The organism is Streptomyces sp. NPDC001231 (assembly GCF_042896885.1).
Classification (GTDB): domain Bacteria; phylum Actinomycetota; class Actinomycetes; order Streptomycetales; family Streptomycetaceae; genus Streptomyces.
In genome coordinates this window covers 1-22,914 of record NZ_JBIAXS010000006.1, presented here as the reverse complement: position 1 = coordinate 22,914, position 22,914 = coordinate 1, and the positions used below count along the sequence as shown (strand labels likewise).

Below are 22,914 nucleotides of genomic sequence, written 5' to 3'. Positions count from 1 at the left end.
CAAGACGAGCGGTGGGCGGGGATCAGTGCCACGGCTGGTAGGACGGGTTGCTCTCGCAGCCGTTCAGGATCTCGGTCTTCGTCGTCCTGTCCACGGGGCACGCGCCGCTGTCGTCGAACCGGGGGCAGGCGGACGCGGCGGCCCGGGCCGCGGTCCGTGCCGGGGCCGCGGTCGCGGGGGCGGTCGCGGCCGTGGTGGCGAGGACGGCGGAGAGGGACAGCGGGGCGGCGGTGGTCCGCCGCCGCAGACGAGTGGCGATCACGCGCAGCACGATCCCGGTTCCGCGGCGGCGGACGGCGGATCGTCACCCGGTCGTGTCGTGTCCAATCCGTGTCCGACCGGTGCCAACCCGCCGCGGGTCAGCGGAAGACGCCCGTGTGACCCAGGGAGTAGCGGCCCGGCTGGGGGTACACCGCGAGGCCGTGCGGACCGCTGCCGACCTTGATGCGGGCGAGCTGGGCGCCGGTTCGGGTGTCGATGGCGTACACCTCGGAGTTGTAACGGCCCGACAGCCACAGCACCTTGCCGTCGGTGGAGACGCCGCCCATGTCGGGGCTGCCGCCCCGCGGAAGGCGCCACTTCTTGGTCAACTTGCCCTGGGCGAAGTCGAAGACGGAGACGGTGCCCTCTCCGCGGTTGGAGATGTACATCTCGCGGGAGTCGCGGCTGACGTACAGGCCGTGGGCGCCCTTGCCGGTGGGCAGGAAGCCCGGCTTTCCGAAGGTGTCGCCGTTCAGGATCCACAGCCCGTTGGCCACCATGTCGGCGACGTAGAACTTCTTGCCGTCGGGCGAGATCTTCACGTCCTGCGGCATGGCTCCGCGGAAGTCCAGCTTCTGCTGTCCGACGACCTCCATCTTCGCGGTGTCGACCTTGAGCAGTTCGGCGCTGAACTCGCAGGAGACGATGAAGTAGCGGCCGTCCAGGGAGAAGTCGGCGTGGTTGACGCCGGCGCAGGTGACCGGGACGGCCTTGACCGTCTTCATGGTGTGCGCGTCGCGGAAGACGAGCTGGTGGTCCTTGGAGGCCATGACGACGGCGTACTTTCCGTCGGGCGTGAAGTAGAGGTTGTACGGGTCGTGCACGTCGACCGGCTTGCCCGCCTTGCCGGTTCTCGGGTCGATGGGGGTCAGGGAGTTGCCGAGGTCGTTGTTGACCCACAGTGTCTTCAGGTCCCAGGACGGCACGACGTGCTGGGGCTGGCGGCCCACCGGGATGGTCTCGATGACCTCGTACGTCTCGGGGTCGATGACCGTGACGGTGTTGGAGTTGGTGTTGGGGACGTAGACGCGGGACGGGAAGTCCTTGACCACCGGGGAGAGTTTGCCCGGTCGGTCGGCGGAGTAGACGTCGGTCGGGTCGAGGACCGGCGGCATGCCGGGCAGCACGTCGACGACCTGCTGCTGCGCGGGCCGGGCGGGCTCCTTGCTGCCGAGGGATTCGTCGGCGTGGTTCTTCGAGCCCCCGGTGCAGGCGGGCAGCGCGGTGAGCGCGAGGCAGGCGGCGCCGGCGGTCAGGGCCCGGGCGATGGAAGTGGGTGGCATCAGCTCAGCAGCTCCGTGGTGGTGACCGCGTGCAGGCCGCGGCGGTCGAGTTCTGTGAGTACGTCGGGGAGGGCGGTGACCGTGTCCGGGTATCCGAAGTGCAGGCTCACCACGGATCCGTTGCGGACCTCCGCCAGGACCTTGCGGGTGACGGCCGGGGCGCCGGGCCGGGTGTAGTCGAGCGAGTCGACGTCGTAGGACAGCACGTGCGGGTACCCGGCTGCCCGGGCCAGCCGCTGGACCAGCGAGGAGGCGGTCGGGGCGCGCGAGGGGCGGAACCAGGTGCCGATCGAGCCGGTGAGCCGCTTCAGCCGGTCCGCGCAGCCGGTGATCTCCGCGCGGGCGTCGGCCTCCGCCATGGCGTTGACGGCCACATGGTGCTGGGTGTGGTTGCCGAGGTCGTGGCCGCCGTCGAGGATCCGGCGGGCCAGCTGCGGATACTGGTCGAGCCAGGTGCCGACGGCGAGCACGGTGAGGCGGGCGCCGTGTTTCTCGGCCTCGGTGAGCAGGCTGCGGGCGATCCCGGGGTCGCCCTGGCCGTGGAAGGTGAGGGCGACACGGGGCCGGTCGCGCGGGCCGTGGGTGATCTGCGCGGGCTGCCGGGGAAAGGGGCGCGGCGTGGGCGCGGCCTGCGGGGTGCCGGCGGGCGGGGACTCGGCGGCGGAGGCCGAGGATGCGGTGGCGGACGGGGCGGCGCCGGTGGTGGAACAGCCGGCGGCGAGCGCGCCCCCGGCGACGAGCCCGGCACCGGCCCGCAGCACGCCGCGGCGATCGGTCGTGGTCACCCGCACCATTTAAGAGGGGAAGAGCAAGAAAACGGGCGATTCACACGTATTGATACGAGATGAGCGTCAGTCCGCCATGGCGGCCGGCGCGGTCAGCGGTCGGCCACGCGCATCTCGAACCATGTCGTCTTGCCCCGCGGCAGCAGGTCGACCCCCCAGCGGTCGGACAGCTTGTCGACGAGGAACAGGCCGCGCCCGCTGATGTCCAGCTCCTGCACGGGCATCAGGCAGGGCAGCCCTCGGGAGGGGTCGCGGACCTCGACGCGGAGCCAGCCGCGGCGGCGGCGCATCCGCAGGCCGAAGACGCGGGCGCCGGTGTGCCGCACGGCGTTCCCGACGAGTTCGGAGACGAGCAGAACGGTGTCCTCGGCCAGTTTCGGGGACAGTCCCCACTGGCGCAGGACGACGACCTGGGCGAGCCTGCGGGCGGTGGCGGCGGATTCGGGGCGGGACGGGAGCGGAACCTCGGACTCCGTCGGATTGCCGTACAGCTCCAGCGCCTTGAGCGCCCGTTCGTCCTCGACCGCGGGCGACCAGCGCGCCGCGGTCGCACGTGACTGTTCCCGCGGCTGTTCGATGCCTTCCAGCCCCGCCATGCCCCCATCATGGCCGCCCACGGCATCCCTCGGGGGCGTTCCGGCGGAATACGCCCCTCGGGGGGCCTCGGCCCTCGGGATTCGAACGGCATATGCCGGTGACACGTCGGGCCCGTCAGCGGCCCCGTTGACCTGGGCGGACGGATCGGTTGGAGGCAATCGACCGGCTCCCTCGGCAAGGCAGGCTCACGGCTGGCTCAAGGCTGCCACAAACCGCCCGCCGAGGGGCGCGAATCAGACGTCACGTCAATTGCAAGGCCACGGGCGAGGATTCACAGGAACTTCGCCTTGCCGGGGCCCTCCTCGACGAAGCTGCGCATGCCGCGCTCGCGGTCCTCCGTGGCGAACAGGCCGGCGAACCAGTTGCGCTCGATGGCGAGCCCGGTCTCGAGGTCCGTCTCCAGGCCGGCGTCGATCGACTCCTTGGCGGCGCGCAGCGCGATCGCGGGTCCCTGCGCGAGCCGGGCGGCCCAGGCGTGCGCGGCCTCGTACACCTCGGCGGCCGGGACCACGCGGTCCACCAGGCCGAAGGTGAGGGCCTCGTCGGCCTTGACCTGACGGCCCGTGAAGATGAGGTCCTTGGCCCGGGAGGGGCCGATCAGCCGGGACAGCCGCTGAGTGCCGCCCGCGCCGGGGATGAGGCCGAGCAGGATCTCCGGCTGGCCGAGCTTGGCGTTGTCGGCGGCGATGCGGTAGTCCGCGCAGAGCGCGAGCTCGCAGCCGCCGCCCAGCGCGTAGCCCGTGACCGCGGCGACCACCGGCTTGGGGATGCGGGCCACGGCGGTGAAGGAGTCCTGCAGGGCGCGGGCCCGCACGACCATCGCCGCGTGGCCCATCACCTGCATCTCCTTGATGTCCGCGCCGGCCGCGAACACCTTCTCGCCGCCGTAGATCACCACGGCGCGCACGTCCTCGCGGCGGGTGGCCTCCTCGGCGAGTTCCTTGATCCGGTCCTGCGTCGCGACGTCGAGCGCGTTCATGGGCGGGCGGTCCAGGCGCAGCGTGCCGACGCCCTCGGCGACTTCCAGAGATACGGTCATGAGTGCAGGTTAACCGGCGCTAACGGCAACCCGCCCGGTGCGGTCGATCACACCGGGCGGAGCCGTCTGCGGAGCCGTCGGGGAAGGGTCAGGCCTTCCAGTCCTCCCAGGACATGTTCCAGCCGTTCATCCCGTTGTCCGGGGCGACGGTCCGGTCCTGGGAGTTCTTCACGACGACCACGTCGCCGATCATCGAGCGGTTGAAGAACCAGGCGGCCGGCACCCCGCTGTCGTAGCCGCCGCGCACGTCGCGCAGGCCGATGCAGCCGTGGCTGGCGTTGTAGTTGCCGAAGGCGCCGCCGCCCCAGTAGTTGCCGTGGATGAAGGTGCCGGAGGTGGTCAGGCGCATGGCGTGCGGGACGTCCTTGATGTCGTACTCGCCGCCGAAGCCGACCGTCTCGCCGTTCATGCGGGTCACCGTGAGCTTCTCGGTGATGACCATCTGGCCGTTCCAGGTGGCGGTGCCCGGCGCTCCCGCGGTGATGGGGAGGGTCTTGACGACCTTGCCCTCCCGCATGACCTTCATCGTGTGCTTCTTGGCGTCGACCACGGAGACCTGGTTGCGGCCGATGGTGAAGGAGACGGTCTTGGTCTGCTTGCCGTAGACGCCGGGGCGGCCCTCGACGCCGTCGAAGTTGAGCTTGACGGTGACCTTGGTGCCGGCCTTCCAGTACTGCTCGGGCCGGAAGTCGAGGCGGTCGTTGCCGAACCAGTGGCCGGCGACCTCGACGGCCGGCTCGGTCTTGATCTCGATCGCCTTCTCGACGGCCTTCGGGGCCGTGATGCCCCGGGTGAAGCGGAGGGAGAACGGCATTCCGACGCCGACGGTGGAGCCGTCCTCGGGAGTGAAGTAGCCGACGAACGTGTTCTGCGGCGTCAGTGTGGTGAAGCTGGAGTCCTCGGCCGCCTCACGGCCCTCGGAGTCCTTGGCGAGGGCGTGCACCGTGTACCTGGTCGAGGCGGCCAGGTGGATGTCCGGGGTCCACGCGGAGCCGTCGGCGGATATCCGCCCGGCTATCGCGGTGCCCTTGGTGTCCTTGACGACGACCTGGGTCAGCTTGCCCTTGGTCGCACCGACCTTGAGGGCGCCGCTGGTGTCGACGGACTTGGCGCCGTTCTCGGGCGCGATGGTCACGACCGCCTGCGACTGCTCGCTGCGGGCCGTCTCGGACCCCTTGCCCTTCCCCCCACTGGACGCCGGCCCCTGGGCGCCCCCTCCGCCGCACGCGGTGACGGCGAGAAGCAGCACCCCGGAGGCCAGCGCCAGCAGCCCCTTGCTTCCCCGTCGTCCCCGCGCATCCACCGACGCCCCCGATATCGGCCGCACGTTCACTTGTACTCCCCTCCCCGGGCCGGCCCGACCCGTAACCCCAGCGCGCCGTACGCGCTCTGGCGCATATTAACCACAAGGTCAGAGGCGAGTTGTCAGGCGATTGTCACTGTTCCGTCCCAAGTTCAACAGCTACCGTCAACACCGCCCGCGCCTCGACGCCGTCTCCCACCCGGTTACTTGACCGCGCTGTGCGTCTTCCATTCCTCCTCGACGCCCTTCAGACGTGGCTGGACGCTGATTTGGGGGCCCGGAGTCCGGAACTGGCGTGGCCGGACGTCGAGTCGGGCCCTGCCGAACCAGTGCCGCCCAAGTCGGTACGGCGGTCGGCGCCGCCCCGTGCGCCGTGCGCGCCCGCTTACGTGCCTCATGGGCTGTCCGACGACCGGCCCGCCCCCGTGAAACGTGAGTGCGAGGCAAGCTCTGGGCAGAACAGTGGGGAGAACCGCGCGACGGGGAGCCGCGACCGGGGGTCAGCCGCAGGGGGCGGGCCGGAGGCGGACACGAGCCGGAAGAGCCGCACAGAGCCGCACAGCCGAAAAGAGGGGCCGCCCTGGTGTCCAGCGCAGCCGAGCAGGAGGCGGTGGCGGGCGGGCGCGCCACCGAGGAGGGGCGGCCGTCCGCCGCCGTGAACGGCGCGCACCGCGCGGCGCCGCCACCCGCCGTGCCCGTGTGGCCGGGTGCGCCGACGCCGCTGGGCGCCCGTTTCCGGGCCGGCCCGGACGGGGCGGCGGGCACCGGCTTCGCGCTGTGGGCGGGCGGGGCGGAGGCGGTCGAACTGTGCCTGTTCGACGGGCCGGGCCCGGAAGCGGAGGAGACGAGGGTCGCGCTGACCGAGCTGACGCACGAGACCTGGCACGGTTTCGTGCCCGGCGTCATGCCGGGGCAGCGCTACGGCTACCGGGTGCACGGCCGCTGGGACCCGTGGACGGGCGCCCGCTGGAACCCGGCGAAGCTGCTGCTCGACCCGTACGCGCTCGCGGTGGACGGTGAGTTCCGGCTGCCGCCGGAGGTCTACGGGCACGTGCGCGACTGGCCGGACCAGCAGGTCGCGGACACCGTGCGCGACGAGCGGGACTCGGCGCCGTACGTGCCCAAGGGCGTCGTGGTCCACGATGACGACGACTGGTCGGACGACCGCCGCCCCAGGACGCCGTGGGCGGACTCGGTGATCTACGAACTGCATGTGCGCGGCTTCACCAAGCTGCACCCGGGGATTCCCGGGGAGCTGCGGGGGACGTACGCCGGTCTCGCCCACCCGGCGGCGATCGAGCACCTGGTGAAGCTGGGCGTGACGGCGGTGGAGCTGCTGCCGGTGCACCAGTTCGCGCACGAGGACCATCTGCTGCGCCGCGGCCTGCGCAACTACTGGGGCTACAACTCGATCGGCTACTTCGCCCCGCACGCCGGCTACGCCTCCTCCGGCACCGCGGGGGCCCAGGTGGGCGAGTTCAAGCGGATGGTGCGCGCACTGCACGCGGCCGGTATCGAGGTGATCCTCGACGTGGTCTACAACCACACGGCGGAGGCCGGCGAGTACGGCCCGACGCTGTCCCTGAAGGGCGTCGACAACCAGCGCTACTACCGCCTCCAGCGGGACGCCCGCAGGTACGCCGACTACACCGGTTGTGGCAACACCCTGCACGTGGTCCAGCCGAACGTACTGCGCCTGATCACCGACTCGCTGCGGTACTGGGTGACGGAGATGGGCGTGGACGGCTTCCGCTTCGACCTCGCCGCCGCGCTGGCCCGCTCCATGCACGACGTCGACATGCTCTCGCCGTTCCTCGCGGTCATCGCGCAGGACCCGGTGCTGCGCCGGGTCAAGCTGATCGCCGAGCCGTGGGACGTCGGCTCCGGCGGCTACCAGGTGGGCGCCTTCCCGCCGCTGTGGACGGAGTGGAACGACCGCTACCGCGACACGGTGCGGGACTTCTGGCGGCACGCGCTGCCGGACGTGCGGGAGATGGGCTACCGGCTGTCGGGTTCCAGCGACCTGTACGCCTGGGGCGGGCGCCGCCCCTACGCCTCCGTCAACTTCGTCACCTCGCACGACGGTTTCACCCTGCGCGACCTGGTGTCCTACGAGCGCAAGCACAACGAGGCCAACGGCGAGGACAACCGGGACGGCACCGACGACAACCGCTCCTGGAACTGCGGGGCGGAGGGCGAGACGGACGACGAGCGGGTGCGGGCGCTGCGGCGCGGGCAGCTGCGCAACCTCATGACCACCCTGCTGCTGTCGACGGGTGTGCCGATGCTGGTCGCGGGCGACGAGCTGGGACGCACCCAGGGCGGCAACAACAACGCCTACTGCCAGGACAACGAGACCGGCTGGCTGGACTGGAGCCTGCTGGAGGACCCCGGCTGGCGGGAGCTGGCGGAGCTGACCGCCCGTCTGATCGCGCTGCGCCACCGGCATCCGGTGCTGCGCCGCCGCGCGTTCTTCTCGGGGCGCGCGCACTCGGCGGACGGGCTGCGGGACCTGGCCTGGTTCACCCCGTGCGGCACGGAGATGACGGAAGGGGACTGGTACGCGCCCGCGGCCACCCTGGGGATGTACCTGTCCGGCCGGGACATCCCGGGCCGCGACGAGCGCGGTGCCCCGATCGTCGACGACAGCTTCCTGGCGGTGCTGCACGCCGGGGACCGCCCGGTGGGCTTCGTCCTGCCGGGGCCTCCGTGGGCCCGGCGGTACGAGGTGATCGTGGACACCTCGCGTGAGGAGCAGGCCCGGGCGCCGGGCGTGGCCCACGTCTCGGGCGTCGCGATCACGGTGCCGGCGAGGTCCGTACTCCTGCTCAGGGTGGCGGAATAGAAAGGTCCTGGCCGAGGATGCCCCGGTCGTACGCGACCGCGACCGCCGCCGCGCGGTCCTTGACGCCGAGCTTGGCGTACAGGTGGGTGAGGTGGGTCTTCACGGTGGCCTCGCTGATGAACAGCTCGCGGGCGATCTCCCGGTTGGAGGTGCCCTTGGCGACCAGGGCCAGCACCTCGCGCTCGCGGGCGGACAGCGGCTCGTTGCCGGGGGCGGGCGCGCGGACCGCGGAGACCAGCCGGGAGGCCACGGCCGGGGAGAGGACCGTACGGCCCTCGGCGGCGGCGCGGACGGCGGTGAACAGCTCGTCGCGCGGGGCGTCCTTGAGCAGGTAGCCGGTCGCGCCCGCCTCGATCGCGGGCAGGGTGTCGGAGTCGGTGTCGTACGTCGTCAGGACCAGCACCTGGGCGCGGGCGCCGCGGCGGGTCAGCTCGCGGATGGCGTCCACGCCGGAGCCGCCCGGCATGCGCAGATCCATCAGGATCACGTCCGGGTCGAGCGCGGCGGCCTTGCGGACCGCCTCGACGCCGTTCGGGGCCTCGCCGAGGACGGTGAATCCGGGCGCGGACTCGAACATGCCGCGCAGGCCGTCGCGCACGACGGGATGGTCGTCGACGATCAGCAGGGAGATCACGGCGTCATCGGTCATGGCGTACCAACGGTACGCGAGCGGAGACCGCGGTGCCGAGCCCCGGCTCCGACTCGACCGTGAGGGAGCCCGCGATGCGCTCGGCGCGGGCGCGCATGCCGTCGAGGCCGAAGCCGCCGGCGCGGGTGCGTTCGGGCACGGCGAGGGGGTCGAAGCCCTGGCCGTCGTCGCGGATGTCGAGGGAGACCTCGTCGCCCATGAAGGACAAGGTGACGCCGACCCGGTGGGCGCGGGCGTGCCGGGCCGCGTTGGACAGCGCCTCCTGGGCGATGCGCAGCAGGGTCGCCGAGACCTCGTCGTGCAGTTGCGCGCTGGTTCCGGTGACGGTGAAGTCGGCCCGTACGCCAGTGCGTTCGCCCCATTCGGCGACCGTCTTCTTCAGCGCCTCCGGCAGCCCGTCGGCGGCGAGGGCGACCGGGGCGAGGTTGTGCACCGAGCGGCGGGCCTCGCCGAGGCTGTGCCGGGCGAGGCCGGAGGCACGCTCCAGGTGGGTGCGGGCGGTGTCCAGGTCGGGAGCGTTCGCCACGACCTGGAGCTGGGCGATGATCCCGGTCAGGCCCTGGGCGAGGGTGTCGTGGATCTCGGCCGCGAGCCGGCGGCGCTCGTCGGCGACGCCCGCCTCCCGTGCCTGGACCAGGAGTTGGGCGTGCAGCGCCGCGTTCTCGTCGAGGGCCTGCTGCAACGCCGTGTTGGTGCACTCCAGTTCGGCGATGGTGTCGGCCTGGACGACGGCGCGGGCCTGCTCCTGCTCGGCGTACCGGGTGAACACACTGACCATGCAGATGTTGACGGCCAGGACCAGGAAGAAGCCGAGCCACAGGGTCAGCCCGTGCGGCGGCATGCCGCCGATCTGGCTGCCGGACATGGTGACGGCGGTCAGGAAGAGACCGGGCATCACCAGGCGGCGGGGCAGCTCGCGGCCGGCGGTGTAGTAGCCGGTCACGGCGTAGAAGGCGAAGAACGGGTTGATCCAGGTCAGCACGAAGCCCATGGCCCAGCGCAGGAAGTAGAGGCCGGCACCGGTGCGGCTCGGACCCGGCCGCTTCCGTTTCGCCCTCGCCCAGCCCACCTGGAGCACGACGGCCGCGGCCACGAGCACTCCCGAGACGGCCGTCTCCGACCGGTCCATGCCGATCAGGCGGGCGGACAGGGCCGCCGCGACGACACCGGCGGCCAGCAGCGCCCAGGGCCCCCACATGTCGAAGGAGGCCCGGGGCTGCTGTTGCGCCGCGTCCGTCATCCCACCAGTGTCCGGCACGGCCGGTTCACTCCCAGCGGAACCAGCGCGCGGCCACCGCGGTGAGCAGCACCGCCCACGCGGCCGTCACCCCCAGGTGGGACCAGCCCGGCCAGTGGCCCTCGGCCGCCTGGTTCAGTGCCTGGGCGGCGGCGCCGAACGGGGTCCAGCCGACGATCCTGGCGAGCAGGTCCGGCATGGCCTGCACCGGCAGCCACACACCCGCGCAGAACATCATCGGGAAGAGCGCCGCGGACCCGATCGCGCCCGCGATCCTCGTGGTGCGGGACAGCGCGGAGATCACCGCGCCCAGGGCGAGCGCGGCGAACACCGCCGGCAGCAGGGCGACGACGTAGCCGAACGGCTGCCTCGGCAGGGTCACGTCGAAGGCGAGCCGGCCGACGGAGAGCGAGAGCAGCGCCGAGGTCAGGGCCGCGCCCCCGAACACCACCATGTGCGCGGACAGCAGGGCGGCGGGCCGGACCGGGGTGGTGGACATCCGGCGCAGGATGCCGCGTTCGCGGTAGCCGGTGAGGACCTGCGGCATGCCCTGGAGCCCGCCGAGGATCAGCCCGAGCAGCACCGCGACCGGCACGTAGGCGTCGATGGGGCGCAGGCCCCCGAGGGCCTGGTCGGCCTCCCGGAAGGACGGGATGGAGCCGAGGATCACCAGGAGCAGGGTGGGGAACAGCAGAATCCAGAAGATCGCGCCGGGCTCACGGCCGAACAGGCGGATCTCGGCGCGCAGTACGGCCGGGTCGACCAGGGCGTTGCTCATGCCTCGACCTCCGTCAGATCCAGGAAGGCGTCGTCGAGCGTGGCGTCGGTGACGCGGAGTTGATGGGCCGTGATGTGGTGGCGGGCGAGCAGCGTGATGACGGCGTTGACGGTCTCGTCGGTCCCGGAGAGGGTGATCCGGCCGTCCTTGTACGCCGCGGAGGCGAGTTCGGGCAGCGCGTTCAGATCATGCTCGTCCAGCGGCTCGGACGGGGTGAAGCTGATGACGGTGGCGCCCGCCGAGCGCCGGATCAGGCCGTCCGGGGTGTCCAGGGCGGCGAGGCGTCCCCGGTCGATGACGGCGATCCGGTCGCACAGGCGCTGGGCCTCCTCCATGAAGTGGGTGACCAGGAGGATGGTGACGCCGCGGGCCCGGACGTCCTCGATGAGCTGCCAGGTGTCGCGGCGGGCGCGCGGGTCGAGCCCGGTGGTCAGCTCGTCGAGCACGACGATCCGGGGGTTGCCGATGAGGGCGAGCGCGATGAACAGCCGCTGCTTCTGGCCACCGGAGAGCTTCGCGAAGCGGGTGGTGAGCTTCTGCTCCAGACCGAGGCGTTCGGCCAGCGGCCGCCAGTCGGCCGGACCGGGGTAGAAGGACGCGTACAGCTGAAGCGCCTCGCGGACGGTGAGCTTGGCCTGCAACTCGCTCTGCTGGAGCTGGGCCCCGAGCACGCGGGCGACCTGTTCGTGGTCCGCGACGGGGTCGAGGCCGGTGACGCGGACGCGGCCCGCGTCGGGGACGCGCAGGCCCTCGACGCACTCGACGGTGGTGGTCTTGCCGGCGCCGTTCGGGCCGAGAACGCCGAAGATCTCGCCCTCCTCGACGGCGAAGGAGACGCCGTCGACGACGTTCCGGCCGCCGTAGGACTTGCGCAGTTCGCTGACTTCGATGACGGACATGGCTCAAGAGTCCCGGCGGACGGGGCCCGCGCACATCGGCCGGCGCGCTCGAAGCCGCATCAGCCGATCGGTTGATGCGGCACTACGACCGGACCGGGCCCGGCATGGGTCCCGCGGTCGAACACGCAGGTCGTAGGACCAGCGGCGGAGTCCGGTCCGGTCAAAACTCGGTAGGAGATGTCGGCGCCGGTCCGTAGGCTCGCCCGTGATGCCCACGACACCTGACACCCCCGAGGACCGCACCGACTCCCCCGGTCCGACCGGCCGTTCGGCCGTCCGTGCCCTGCTGCGCCTGTGGCCGTACGTGCGGCCCGTCCGCGTACGGCTGTTCACCGCCGCGTTCATCGCGGTCGTCGCCTCCTGTGTGGGGCTGGTGATCCCGCTCGTCCTGAAGTGGATGGTGGACGGGCCGATCGCCGACCGTGATCCGCGCGGCGTGTGGCTCGGCGCGCTGTACCTGCTGCTGCTCGGGGTGGGCGAGGCGCTGCTGTTCGGGCTGCGGCGGTGGCTGGTGGCGCGGCCGCTGTCGAACGTCGAGGCGGAGATGCGGGCGGACCTGTACCGGCATCTGCAGCGGCTGCCGGTCGCCTTCCACGACCGGTGGGCGTCCGGGCAGTTGCTGTCCCGGGGCACGACGGACCTGATGCTGCTGCGCATGTTCCTCGCCTTCCCGTTGACGTTCCTGCTGGTCAACGGGGTCACGATCCTCGTGGGCGTGGTCATCATGCTGATGCAGGACTGGACGCTGGGGCTGGTGATGCTGGCGCCCGCCGTGCCGCTGATCGCGTTGAGCGCGGTCTTCGAGAAGCGGTACGCGCATGTGGCGCGACTGGCGCAGGACCAGGTCGGGGACCTGACGACGGTGGTCGAGGAGAGCGTGCTCGGCATCCGCGTCATCAAGGGGTTCGGCAGGCACCGCAGTCAGGCGCGGGCGTTCCGCGACCTGTCGCGGACCCTGCGGGGCACGGAGCTGCGCAAGGCCCGGCTGCTGGCGGCCATCTGGGCGGTCATCATGACCCTGCCGGAGGTGGCCATCGGGGCCACGCTGGTGGTGGGCGCGGTGCAGGTCGCCTCGGGCGCTCTCTCGGCGGGGACGCTGGTCGCCTTCCTGTCCACGGCGCTCGCCCTGCGCTGGCCGGTGGAGTCGATCGGCTTCCTGCTGGCGATGAGCCAGGAGGCGGCGACCGCGACCGAGCGGTACTTCGAAGTGATGGACGAGGAACCGGAGTCCGGGGAGCCGGCGGTGCGCGGCGCGCGTACGCCCGTGCCGGGCGGCGGCTCGCGCGGCCCGGCGACGCCGGACCCGGCGCGCGAAGGGCTCCGCTTCGACAACGTCCGCTTCCGTTACCCCGACGCCCCGCCCGGCTCCCAGCCCCTCCTGGACCGTATCGACCTGCACATCCGCCCCGGTGAGTCGATGGCCCTGGTCGGGGCGACCGGAAGCGGCAAGACGACACTGACGGCGCTCGTCCCCCGCCTCCACGAGGTGACCTCGGGGCGGATCACGCTGGACGGCGAGGACATCACCGCGATGTCCCGCGAGGAACTGCGCTCGATGGTCGCGGTGGCCTTCGAGGAGCCGACCCTGTTCTCGGCGAGCGTCGGCGACAACGTCCTGATGGGCACCGACGGCAGCGCGGGGGACGCCGAACTGGACCGCGCGCTGTCCGTCGCCCAGGCCGGCTTCGCGCACGCCCTCCCCCAGGGCACCGCGACCCAGGTGGGCGAGCAGGGCCTCAGCCTCTCCGGGGGCCAGCGGCAGCGCCTCGCACTGGCCCGTGCCGTCGTCGGGCGGCCCCGGTTCCTGATCCTGGACGACCCGCTGTCCGCCCTGGACGTGCACACCGAGGCGGCCGTGGAGGCGGCCCTGCGCCAGGTCCTGTCCGACACCACCGCCCTGATCGTGGCGCACCGCCCCTCCACGGTCCTGCTCGCCGACCGGGTCGCCCTGCTCTCCGACGGCCGGATCACCGCCGTGGGCACCCACCACGAACTGCTCAGCACCAACGCCGAGTACGCCCACCTGATGTCGGGCGGACGCTCGCCGGAAGCACCACAAGAAGCGGGAGAGCCGGGAGAGCCGGGAGAACCGCAGGAACCGCAGGAACCGCAGGAACCGCAGGAACCGCAGGAACCGCAAGAAGAGGACGACGAGCGATGACGGCCCCCACGAAGCCCGTACCGGCCGCCGGGGACGAGCAGGACCCGCCGCGCCCCGAGGACACCGGCGACCCCTTCGACCGCGACGTCCTGCCCACTCCCCCGGGCGCCACCTCCGCCCTGCTGCGCTCCCTGCTCGCGCCCATGAAGGCCCGGGCCGCCGGCACCACGCTCCTGCTACTGCTCCAGCAGGCGGCCGTCCAGGCGGGCCCGTTGCTGGTGGCGTACGCGATCGACACCGCCGTACCGGCGTTCCGCGACCACGACCGCGGTCCGCTGGTCGCGGTGGCGGTCGGCTATCTGCTGTGCGCGCTCGCCTCCGGCGCACTCCAGTGGGCGTTCGTCATCGCCTCGGCCCGGGTCAGCCAGGACGTGCTGCTGGATCTGCGGGGCCGGATCTTCCGCCACGGGCAGGCGCTCAGCGTGGACTTCCACGAGCGCTACACCTCGGGCCGGCTGATCTCCCGCTCCACCACGGACGTGGAGTCGCTGCGCGAACTGCTCGGCGAAGGGCTCGACGAGCTCGTCTCGGTCGTGCTGTCCTTCGTCTGCATCTCGGCGATGCTGCTGTGGCTGGACCTGGGGCTCGGCGCGGTGGCGGTGGCGTCCTTCGTGCCGCTGCACCTGCTGATCCGGGCGTACCGGCGGCGCGCGGGGCGGGTGTTCCAGGAGCGGTCGACCGCGATCGCCGCGGTGATCGTGAAGTTCGTGGAGACGATGAACGGCATCCGGCCGGTGCGCGCGTTCCGCCGCGAGGCCGCCAACGACGCCGGTTTCCGCGTCCTGAACCGGCGCCACGAGCGCACCAACGGCGACGCCCTGCTGGAGATGGCCCGTTATGTCGTCGGCTCCCGGCTGGTGGCCAACACGACGGTCGCGGTGATCGTGCTGTGGGGCGCCTACCGGGTGGCGGACGGCTCGCTGGAGCTGGGGGTGCTGGCGGCGGCGGTGCTGTACCTGCGCCGGCTGTACGACCCGATCGACCGGCTCGGCATGTTCCTCAACTCCTACGAGTCGGCGGCCGCCTCGCTGGAGAAGATCGCGGGTTTGCTGGCGCAGACGCCGTCCGTGCCCGAGCCGCCGGCGCCCCGGCCGCTCCCGGCGCCGAGGTCGGGGCTGCCCGGCCGCGAGGTGGTCTTCGACGGGGTCGGCTTCGGCTACCGCACCGGCGGCGAGGTGCTGCCCCGCTTCGAGCTGGTCGTCCCGGCCGGGCAGACCGTCGCCGTGGTCGGCTCCACCGGCGCGGGCAAGTCCACCCTGGCCAAGCTGCTGGCCCGCTTCTACGACCCCTCCGCCGGGCGCGTGCTGCTCGACGGGGTGGACCTGCGCGAACTCGGCGTGTCCGAACTGCGGCGCGGGGTGGTCATGGTGACGCAGGAGGCCTTCCTGTTCTCCGGCACGGTCGCGGAGAACATCGCGATCGGCCGCCCGGAGGCCACCCGTGAGGAGATCGAGCAGGCGGCGAAGGCGATCGGCGCGCACGACTTCATCAGCGCCCTGCCCGACGGCTACGACACGGACGTACGCAAGCGGGGCGGCCGCATCTCCGCGGGCCAGCGGCAACTGGTCTCCTTTGCGAGGGCGTTGCTCGCCGATCCGGCGGTGCTCATTCTCGACGAGGCGACCAGCTCGCTGGACATCCCGGGTGAACGGGCGGTGCAGACGGCGATGGCCACGGTGCTGCGGGGGCGTACGGCCGTGGTGATCGCCCACCGCCTGTCCACCGTGGAGATCGCCGACCGGGTGCTGGTGATGGAGCACGGCCGGATCGTGGAGGACGGCGCCCCGGCCGAACTCATCGCGGGCACGGGCCGCTTCGCCGACCTGCACCGCGCCTGGCGCGACAGCCTGGCCTGAGCGGAGAGGACCGGGGAAGCGGTGATCGACGCCTACGAGGATCCCGGGACACCCGACTGCCGGGGCGGCCGGCGGTACCTGTGGTGGCTGGTGCTGCGCCGGCCGGGCCGGCCGGCGGCCGGGGCGGTGCCGGCCAGTGTGTGGATGGTGCTGCTTGCGGCGACGCCCTGTCTGATGTCCCGGGCGATCGACGACGGGCTCCAGCCGGGGAACATGGCCGCGCCGGCCGGCTGGACCGGGCTGCTGTGGTCGGGGCGTTCAACGCCTGGCTGAGCGTCATGCGGCACCGCACGACGACCCGGGTGCGGATGGACGCCAACTTCCGCACCGTCAAGGTCGTCGTGGCCCGTCCGGCACGGCGAGGGGCCCGGGAGAGCCTCCCGGGCCCCTCGCCGCCACCTGGACACCGGGCTGGGTGCGGCCGGTCACCGCACCGACGGCTCGCAGGCCCAGCAACTCGCCCTCGCCCGTGCGGTACTGGCCGACCCGCACACCCTGGTCCTGGACGCGGCCACGGCGTTGCTCGGCCCGGCCACGGCGCGCCACACCGAGCGGGCCCTCACCGCCGTGCTCCGGGGCCGCACGGTCATCGCCATCGCCCACCGCCTCCACACCGCGCACGACGCCGACCGGGTCGCCGTCATGGAGGACGGCCGTCCGACCGAACTGGGCACCCACGACGACCTGGTGGCCTCCGGCGGGGCGTACGCAGCCCTGTGGCACACCTGGCACGGGAACGGCGCGACGCCGCCGGGTGAGGGCGGCGGCGCGGTCTCGTAGCGGCCTCCGCGGGTCACCCGCGGCCGCGACAGGCCGCACGAACCCTCGGGTTTCGGTCGACATCGGGCCCTCCCGGCGCGGCGACCTCCGCATCGATCCGGCCGTCCCGATGGCTGAAAACCACCTCGCCCTTGACCCACCCCGGGGCCGGGACCTCGGGCGCCACCGCCGAGGTCCAAGCGGCTTGCCGAGGTCCGTTCATGACGCCGCAACATTTACCGGACAGTCATTTTTCGGCCAACATCACTTCGGGGCACTGACATGTACGCGTCGTTGGTGCCACTCTTCCTCCACCCGCCGCACGAGCACAGCACCCTCACCCCCGATCCGGGCCGGCAGCCCCACGCCGTACCGGATCACCCCCACATAAGGAGCTTGTGTGACTCCCCGCTACGCGCGTCACAAGCGCATCACTCTGGCCGCCGCCACCGCTGTCGCCGCCGGAGCCCTCCTCAGCACCGGTCTGACCACCAGTGCCTCGGCCCAGACCACGGCCGAATCCACCGGCGCGGCCCACCTCGCCGCCGCCCCCACCTTCCTGACCAACGCCGCCCGCACCTCGCTGATCCAGCAGGCGCAGGCCGACGCCTCCGGAACCGCCCAGGAGATAGGCCTCGGCGCCAAGGAGGAGCTGGTCGCCAGGGACGTCGTCCAGGACGCCGACGGCACCGTGCACACCCGCTACGAGCGCACCTACGCCGGGCTGCCCGTCCTCGGCGGCGACCTGGTCGTCCACACCTCCAAGGCCGGCAAGACCCAGGGCGTGACCAGAGCGACCAAGGCGACCATCAAGGTCGCCACGCTCACCCCGAAGGTCGCCACCGCCAAGGCCGAGAAGCAGGCGGTGACCCTGGCGCAGGCCGCCGGCTCGGAGAAGACCACCACCGACCAGGCCCCGCGCAAGGTCGTCTGGGCGGGCGACGGCACGCCGGTCCTCGCCTACGAGACGGTCGTCGGCGGCTTCCAGGAGGACGGCACGCCGAACCAGCTCCACGTCATCACCGACGCGGCCACCGGCGAGAAGCTCTTCGAGTACCAGGGCATCGAGACCGGCACCGGCAAGACCCTGTACGCGGGCACCGTCAGCCTCACCACCACCCTGTCGGGGTCGACGTACCAGCTGTACGACACCACCCGCGGCGGTCACAAGACCAACAACCTGGCGGGGAAGACCTCGGGCACCGGCACCCTGTTCACCAACACCACCGACGTGTGGGGCACCGGCACCGCCTCCAGCTCCACCACCGACCAGACGGCGGCCGCGGACGCCGCCTACGGCGCCCAGACGACGTGGGACTTCTACAAGAACACCTTCGGCCGCAACGGCATCAAGAACAACGGCACGGCCGCCTACTCCCGGGTCCACTACGGCAACAACTACGTCAACGCCTTCTGGGACGACAGCTGCTTCTGCATGACCTACGGCGACGGGGCGGGCAACGTCAAGCCGCTGACCTCGCTGGACGTCGCCGGCCACGAGATGAGCCACGGCGTCACCTCCAACACCGCCCGGCTGAACTACTCGGGCGAGTCCGGCGGCCTGAACGAGGCCACCTCCGACATCTTCGGCACGGGTGTGGAGTTCTACGCCAACAACGCGTCCGACCCCGGTGACTACCTCATCGGCGAGAAGATCAACATCAACGGCAACGGCACCCCGCTGCGCTACATGGACAAGCCCAGCAAGGACGGCGGCTCCGCGGACTACTGGTCCTCCACCGTGGGCAGCAAGGACGTGCACTACTCGTCCGGCGTCGCGAACCACTTCTTCTTCCTCCTCGCGGAGGGCAGCGGCGCGAAGACGATCAACGGCGTCAGCTACAACTCGCCGACGTACAACGGCGCCACGGTCACCGGCATCGGCCGCGCCAAGGCGCTCCAGATCTGGTACAAGGCGCTGACCACGTACATGACGTCGACCACCAACTACAAGGCCGCCCGCACGGCGACCCTGAACGCGGCGTCGGCGCTGTACGGCTCCGGCAGCACCGAGTACAACACGGTCGCGGCGGCCTGGACCGCGGTCAACGTGACCTGATCTCCGGCTCGTTGAACGACGGCGGCCCCCGGGAGGACAGCCCTCCCGGGGGCCGCCCTACGCTTGGGTCGCATGTCGACGGCACATTTCACCTACGAGGAGGTCGGCGCGACCCGCGAGCAGGGTCACTGCCCGCCCGGCTTCCAGCCTCTGCACGTGCGCACCCGCATAGGCGAGGGCGAGGAGGTGTTCCGCCGGGCCTCCGAGGCCGTGATGACGTGGGAGATGCACCGCGCCCTGGGCGTCGGCATCGAGGCGAGCGCCGACCGGGCCGCCCCCGGCGTCGACGTCACCGTCACCCTCGCCGGGGTCGTCAGGGCCCCCTGCCGCGTGGTCTGGACGGAGCAGGAGCCCCGCCGCACCGGGTGGGCCTACGGCACCCTGCCCGGCCATCCGGAGTGCGGCGAGGAGTCGTTCCTGGTGGACCGCACGGGCGACGGCACCGTCTGGCTCACGGTCACCGCGTTCAGCCGCCCGGCCAAGTGGTACGCCCGAGCGGCCGGCCCGGCCGCCCGCGGCCTCCAACACGCCTACGCCCGCCGCTGCGGCACGACCCTGCGCAAACTGTGCGCCGACATCCCGGAGCCATGACCCGCCCCGCCCATCCCACCGCGGCACACACCGCCCCACGCGCCTCGTGGTGCGGCCCAGGCGATCGGCTGCCGGGCCCGCGGGCACCCGAAGGGTCACGGGGAGCCGGGGCCCGGCGGCCCGGTCAGCGCAGGAGCACCCCCGCCTGCTCACCGGCCTCCTCCGGTGGGGTGGTCACCAGGCCCAGTTCCGCGTTGGAGGCGAGGAAGCGGTGGGTGGGGAGGATGCGGACCGTGTAGCCGTAGGGGCCGGTGCGGTCCAGGGACAGAGGGCCCTCGTACACCCAGCGGCCGTCGGAGTCGGGGGCGCCCGCGGGTTTCAGCGGGACGGCGGTGGCGTCGGTGATGCGGTCCTCCTCGTCCACCCGGCCCGAGACGGCCTGCACCTCCACGTCGTCCGGGCCGAGGCTGCCCAGCCCCACACGCACCCGCAGGCCGAGGGTGGCACCGAGTTCGGCGGTGGCCGTACTGGCCGAGGTCTCCACGTGGTCGACGGTCACCTCGTGCCACGCCGAACGCACCCGTGCCTTCCACGCCGCGAGCTCACGCGCCGCGTCCGGGCCGAGAGAACGGTGGGCCTGGGCGGCGGGAGCGTACAGCCGCTCCACGTACTCGCGGACCATGCGGCCCGCCAGCACCTTCGGGCCGAGCAGGGACAGGGTCCGGCGGACCATCTCGATCCACCGCTCGGGCAGCCCGTCCCGGCCGTGCTCGTAGAAGCGGGGCGCGACCCGCTGCTCCAGCAGGTCGTACAGCGCGGCGGCCTCGACGTCGTCGCGGTGGTCCGGGTCGGTGCCCGCCCCGTCCGCGGTCGGGATGGCCCAGCCGAAGTCCGGCTGGAACCACTCGTCCCACCAGCCGTCCAGCACGGACAGGTTCAGACAGCCGTTGAGCGCGGCCTTCATCCCGGAGGTCCCGCACGCCTCCAGCGGCCGCAGCGGGTTGTTCAGCCAGACGTCGCAGCCGTGGTAGAGCTTCTGCGCCATCGCCATGCCGTAGTCCGGCAGGAAGACGATCCGGTGACGCACCCGCGGGTCGTCCGCGAAGCGGACCAGCTCCTGGATGAGCCGTTTGCCGCCGTCGTCCGCAGGGTGCGCCTTGCCCGCGACCACGATCTGCACCGGCCGCTCGGGGTGGAGCAGCAGGTCCATCAGCCGGTCCCGGTCACGCAGCATCAGCGTCAGCCGCTTGTACGACGGGACCCGGCGCGCGAAGCCGATCGTGAGCACCTCCGGGTCGAGGACGCCGTCGATCCAGCCCAGCTCGGCGGTCCCGGCGCCGCGCTGCTGCCAGGCGGCCCGCAGCCGGCCGCGCACCTCCGTCACCAGTTGCTCGCGCAGTTCCCGGCGCAGCTCCCAGACCTCCAGGTCGGAGATGCCGGCGACGGCGTCCCAGCGGTCGGAGCCGCCCACGGTCAGCGCGTCCTCGGTGCGCTGGGCGCCGACCTGCCGGGCGCCGAGCCGGAACACCTCCGGGGCCACCCAGGTCGGAGCGTGCACTCCGTTGGTCACCGAGGTGATCGGCACCTCCTCGGGGTCGAATCCCGGCCACAGTCCGGCGAACATCTCCCGGCTGACCCTCCCGTGCAGCAGCGAGACGCCGTTGGCGCGCTGGGCCAGCCGGAGGCCCATCACCGCCATGTTGAACAGGTTCGGCTCGCCACCGGGGTACGTCTCCATGCCCAGCCGCAGGATCCGCTCGACGTCGATGCGGGGCAGCTCGGCGTCGGGCCCGAAGTGGCGGGCGACCAGCTCCCGGTCGAAGCGGTCGATCCCGGCCGGAACGGGTGTGTGGGTGGTGAAGACGGTCCCCGCGCGTACCGCCTCCAGGCCCGAGTCGAAGTCCAGTCCCCGGTCGCACAGCTCGGCGATGCGCTCCAGGCCGAGGAAGCCCGCGTGGCCCTCGTTGGTGTGGAACACCTCCGGCTCGGGATGGCCCGTGAGCCGGCAGTACGTCCGCACCGCCCGCACCCCTCCTATGCCCAGCAGCATCTCCTGAAGGAGCCGGTGCTCGCTGCCGCCGCCGTAGAGCCGGTCGGTCACCCCGCGCTCGCCGAGGTCGTTCTCCTCGACGTCGGAGTCCAGCATCAGCAGCGGAATCCGGCCGACCTGGGCGACCCAGATCCGGGCGTGCAGGGCCTTGCCGCCGGGCAGCGCCAGCGAGACCCGCGCCGGGGCGCCGTCGGACTCCCTCAGCAGGGTGACGGGCAGCTCGTTGGGGTCCAGCACCGGGTAGTGCTCCTGCTGCCAGCCGTCCCGGGACAGGGTCTGCCGGAAGTAGCCGTGCCGGTACAGCAGCCCCACCCCGATCAGCGGCACACCGAGGTCGCTGGCCGCCTTCAGATGGTCGCCGGCGAGGATGCCGAGGCCGCCGGAGTACTGCGGCAGCGCGGCCGTGATGCCGAACTCGGGTGAGAAGTAGGCGACCGCGGCGGGCAGGCCCTCGGACCGGTCCTGGTACCAGCGGTCACCGGTCACGTAGTCGTGCAGGTCGTCGGCGGCGGCGGTCAGCCGGCGCAGGAAGCGGCGGTCGCCGGCCAGCTCGGTCAGCCGCGCGGCACGCACACTGCCGAGCAGGCGTACGGGGTCGCCGCCCGAGGAGGCCCAGCGCTCGGGGTCGACGGACTGGAAGAGGTCACGGGTCTCGGCGTGCCAGGACCAGCGCAGGTTGCGGGCCAGCTCGCTGAGCGGGCGCAGGGGCTCGGGGAGAACGGGACGGACGGTGAACCGACGGATCGCCTTCACATGCCACCTCGGCGCGTTCGCTGGATGGACGCACTGCGCTGTGCGCCCCGTCACACAAAACCGTACCGGTCCGAGTGCGGGCACCGCTGGGTTCGGACACTGTCCGACATCGACCTGAACAGACCGGTTCGACCCCCGTGGCGTCCGTGTCCGGACTGAACCGGTCTTGTGTGCGGAGATACGCGCGAGTAGTTAACAAAGTGCCGGATTGCTCACCCGAATAGGGTGGGAAGGCTCCTCCGGTACACCGACAGCAGCACCACACGCAGGACCCCGCAGAACCCCGCAGGACCCACCTCCCCACACACATCCGCCCACACCCTCGTTGACGCGGACAGGAGCGGTCATGCCCGCCACGCACCACTCGGCAACACCACGGACAAACAGCAAGGGCAGCACCGGCGACGCCTCCGGCCGGCCCGGCGCCGACGCGCCGCCGGCCCGCCACCAGGACGCCGCCCGGCAGAACCCGCCGGCCCCGCAGCCGTCCCCCACGGGCGGCACCACGGCCGTCGGCCGGATACCCGTCCTCGACGTCCGCCCGGTCGTCCAGCACGGCCGCAGGCCCGCCAAGGCGGTGACCGGAGAATCGTTCGAGATCTCGGCCACCGTCTTCCGTGAGGGTCACGACGCCGTGGCCGCGAACGTCGTCCTGCGCGATCCACGGGGCCGCCCCGGCCCCTGGACGCCGATGCGCGAGCTGGCGCCCGGCACCGACCGCTGGGGCGCCACCGTGACCGCCGGCGAGCCCGGCCACTGGACGTACCAGGTGGAGGCCTGGGCGGATCCGGTCACCACCTGGCGCCAGCACGCGCAGATCAAGATCCCCGCCGGTCTGGACACCGACCTGGTCCTGGAGGAGGGCGCACGCCTGTACGAGCGCGCCGCCTCCGGAGTGCCGCGGGACGACGGTGACCGGGACACCGTCCTGGCCGCCGTGGCGGCGCTGCGGGACGAGAACCGGCCGGCCGCGGCCAGGCTGGCGGCGGCGTTGACGCCGGAGGTGGACGCGGTCCTGGCCCGGCATCCGCTGCGGGACCTGGTCACCGCCTCCGCACCGCTCGCCCTG

At 72.3% G+C, this 22,914-nt stretch carries 17 protein-coding genes and 2 pseudogenes; 8 read left to right on the top strand and 11 right to left on the bottom strand.

Annotation, left to right across the window (positions count from 1 at the left end):
* Window positions 1–22 precede the first annotated feature (22 nt).
* From ACFY3J_RS09205 to ACFY3J_RS09180, 6 genes are all read right to left on the bottom strand, one after another.
* Entirely contained in the window at window positions 23–262 is a 240-nt protein-coding gene (locus tag ACFY3J_RS09205; protein ID WP_384182260.1) for a hypothetical protein, read from the bottom strand.
* Window positions 263–359: 97 nt separating this feature from the next.
* A complete protein-coding gene (locus ACFY3J_RS09200; RefSeq protein WP_384182257.1) occupies window positions 360–1,544 on the bottom strand; it encodes a hypothetical protein in 1,185 nt (394 codons plus the stop codon).
* Entirely contained in the window at window positions 1,544–2,338 is a 795-nt protein-coding gene (locus ACFY3J_RS09195) for a polysaccharide deacetylase family protein (protein ID WP_390840642.1), read from the bottom strand. The genes ACFY3J_RS09200 and ACFY3J_RS09195 overlap by 1 nt, the downstream gene beginning before the upstream one ends.
* Before the next feature lie 83 nt (window positions 2,339–2,421).
* A complete protein-coding gene (locus ACFY3J_RS09190; RefSeq protein ID WP_172632834.1) occupies window positions 2,422–2,925 on the bottom strand; it encodes an ATP-binding protein in 504 nt (167 codons plus the stop codon).
* 272 nt (window positions 2,926–3,197) lie between these two features.
* Window positions 3,198–3,965: an enoyl-CoA hydratase/isomerase family protein gene (locus ACFY3J_RS09185; protein ID WP_390840641.1), complete on the bottom strand. Its 768-nt coding sequence runs from the start codon at window positions 3,963–3,965 to the stop codon at window positions 3,198–3,200.
* Window positions 3,966–4,053: 88 nt separating this feature from the next.
* The gene (locus tag ACFY3J_RS09180; protein WP_384182249.1) at window positions 4,054–5,298 is read right to left on the bottom strand and encodes an Ig-like domain-containing protein; all 1,245 of its coding nucleotides are present in this window, start codon (window positions 5,296–5,298) and stop codon (window positions 4,054–4,056) included.
* A gap of 553 nt (window positions 5,299–5,851) precedes the next feature.
* Between ACFY3J_RS09180 and glgX the strand changes: the two genes are divergently transcribed.
* Window positions 5,852–8,113, top strand: coding sequence for a glycogen debranching protein GlgX (glgX, locus tag ACFY3J_RS09175; protein WP_390840640.1), 2,262 nt, complete (start codon window positions 5,852–5,854; stop codon window positions 8,111–8,113).
* Here the strand turns inward: glgX and ACFY3J_RS09170 are convergent.
* The 4 genes from ACFY3J_RS09170 to ACFY3J_RS09155 are packed head-to-tail and all read right to left on the bottom strand — an operon-like array spanning window position 8,097 to window position 11,676.
* Window positions 8,097–8,762 (bottom strand): response regulator, encoded by a 666-nt coding sequence (locus ACFY3J_RS09170; RefSeq protein WP_384182245.1) that lies wholly within the window; start codon window positions 8,760–8,762, stop codon window positions 8,097–8,099. The genes glgX and ACFY3J_RS09170 overlap by 17 nt on opposite strands.
* Entirely contained in the window at window positions 8,752–10,002 is a 1,251-nt protein-coding gene (locus tag ACFY3J_RS09165) for a sensor histidine kinase (protein ID WP_390840639.1), read from the bottom strand. Before ACFY3J_RS09165 ends, ACFY3J_RS09170 begins: the two co-directional genes overlap by 11 nt.
* Window positions 10,003–10,027: 25 nt before the next feature.
* On the bottom strand, window positions 10,028–10,777 hold the full coding sequence (locus ACFY3J_RS09160; protein ID WP_390840638.1) for an ABC transporter permease: 750 nt from the start codon (window positions 10,775–10,777) through the stop codon (window positions 10,028–10,030).
* Entirely contained in the window at window positions 10,774–11,676 is a 903-nt protein-coding gene (locus ACFY3J_RS09155) for an ABC transporter ATP-binding protein (protein ID WP_390840637.1), read from the bottom strand. Before ACFY3J_RS09155 ends, ACFY3J_RS09160 begins: the two co-directional genes overlap by 4 nt.
* A gap of 208 nt (window positions 11,677–11,884) precedes the next feature.
* Between ACFY3J_RS09155 and ACFY3J_RS09150 the strand changes: the two genes are divergently transcribed.
* The 6 genes and pseudogenes from ACFY3J_RS09150 to ACFY3J_RS09125 all read left to right on the top strand — a co-directional run bounded on the left by ACFY3J_RS09150 (window position 11,885) and on the right by ACFY3J_RS09125 (window position 19,102).
* Window positions 11,885–13,837, top strand: coding sequence for an ABC transporter ATP-binding protein (locus ACFY3J_RS09150; RefSeq protein ID WP_390840636.1), 1,953 nt, complete (start codon window positions 11,885–11,887; stop codon window positions 13,835–13,837).
* Entirely contained in the window at window positions 13,834–15,693 is a 1,860-nt protein-coding gene (locus tag ACFY3J_RS09145) for an ABC transporter ATP-binding protein (RefSeq protein WP_390840635.1), read from the top strand. The genes ACFY3J_RS09150 and ACFY3J_RS09145 overlap by 4 nt, the downstream gene beginning before the upstream one ends.
* 21 nt (window positions 15,694–15,714) lie before the next feature.
* Window positions 15,715–16,061, top strand: a pseudogene (locus ACFY3J_RS09140) (ABC transporter ATP-binding protein); the annotation flags it as partial.
* Window positions 16,062–16,092: 31 nt separating this feature from the next.
* Window positions 16,093–16,473, top strand: a pseudogene (locus ACFY3J_RS09135) (ABC transporter ATP-binding protein); the annotation flags it as partial.
* Window positions 16,474–16,852: 379 nt separating this feature from the next.
* Window positions 16,853–18,511, top strand: coding sequence for a M4 family metallopeptidase (locus ACFY3J_RS09130; RefSeq protein ID WP_384182228.1), 1,659 nt, complete (start codon window positions 16,853–16,855; stop codon window positions 18,509–18,511).
* Window positions 18,512–18,583: 72 nt separating this feature from the next.
* Window positions 18,584–19,102 (top strand): DUF1990 family protein, encoded by a 519-nt coding sequence (locus tag ACFY3J_RS09125; protein ID WP_384182225.1) that lies wholly within the window; start codon window positions 18,584–18,586, stop codon window positions 19,100–19,102.
* A gap of 124 nt (window positions 19,103–19,226) precedes the next feature.
* On the opposite strand, the gene ACFY3J_RS09120 is transcribed toward ACFY3J_RS09125, so the two are convergent.
* Entirely contained in the window at window positions 19,227–21,845 is a 2,619-nt protein-coding gene (locus tag ACFY3J_RS09120; RefSeq protein WP_384182222.1) for a glycosyltransferase family 1 protein, read from the bottom strand.
* A 346-nt stretch (window positions 21,846–22,191) separates the two neighbouring features.
* Here ACFY3J_RS09120 and ACFY3J_RS09115 point away from each other — a divergent pair.
* The coding region (locus tag ACFY3J_RS09115; RefSeq protein WP_390840634.1) for a maltotransferase domain-containing protein at window positions 22,192–22,914 on the top strand (723 nt) is incomplete at its 3' end.